Origin of the sequence: Bacillus timonensis (assembly GCF_004799755.1) — a bacterium.
Lineage (GTDB): Bacteria > Bacillota > Bacilli > Bacillales > Bacillaceae_L > Ferdinandcohnia > Ferdinandcohnia timonensis_A.
The window spans coordinates 1-505 of sequence record NZ_SLUB01000153.1 but is presented as its reverse complement, the minus strand read 5'-3'; the positions used below and the strand labels follow the sequence as shown (position 1 = coordinate 505).

Annotated in this window: 1 protein-coding gene; it reads left to right on the top strand. The window is 35.4% G+C overall.

Annotated elements, in window-relative coordinates; all coding sequences use genetic code 11:
• Positions 1-212: 212 nt before the first annotated feature.
• On the top strand, positions 213-505 hold a 293-nt coding region (locus tag E1I69_RS24315; RefSeq protein ID WP_136382036.1), incomplete at its 3' end, for an IS110 family transposase.

The following is a 505-nucleotide window of genomic DNA, read 5'->3' as shown; positions in this document are numbered from 1 at the left end:
GATTCTTTTCCCCATAATGTAGATACCGCAAACAATGAGTATATTACGTGGTCTTTAATGGTGGTTTTACCCCGTATAAAAAACTGTTGGAATGAATTTGGTGTACAACCCATTGTTAGCTCTCTCTATCGAGAGATGACTACGAACAGAAAAATGTCTAATTTCAAATTCATTCCATTGTTTGTGGAATACATTCTAAAAGGTGGAGTGAAATGGAAACTTTGCACAAACGATGTGCTGGGTTGGATGTACATTCAGAAACAATAGTTGCTTGCGTACTTCTTGGTGAATCAGAGACAGACATGGTAAAGGAAATTGAAACTTTTCCTACATTGACTAAAGATTTATTTCGTCTCTTGAAATGGTTAGAGGAAAAAGAAGTGACACATATCGCAATGGAAAGCACAGGAGTTTATTGGAAGCCAGTATATAACATCTTAGAAGATTTCTTTAATATTACTTTGGCTAATGCACAAAGAATTAAAAACGTTCCAGGCAGAAAAAC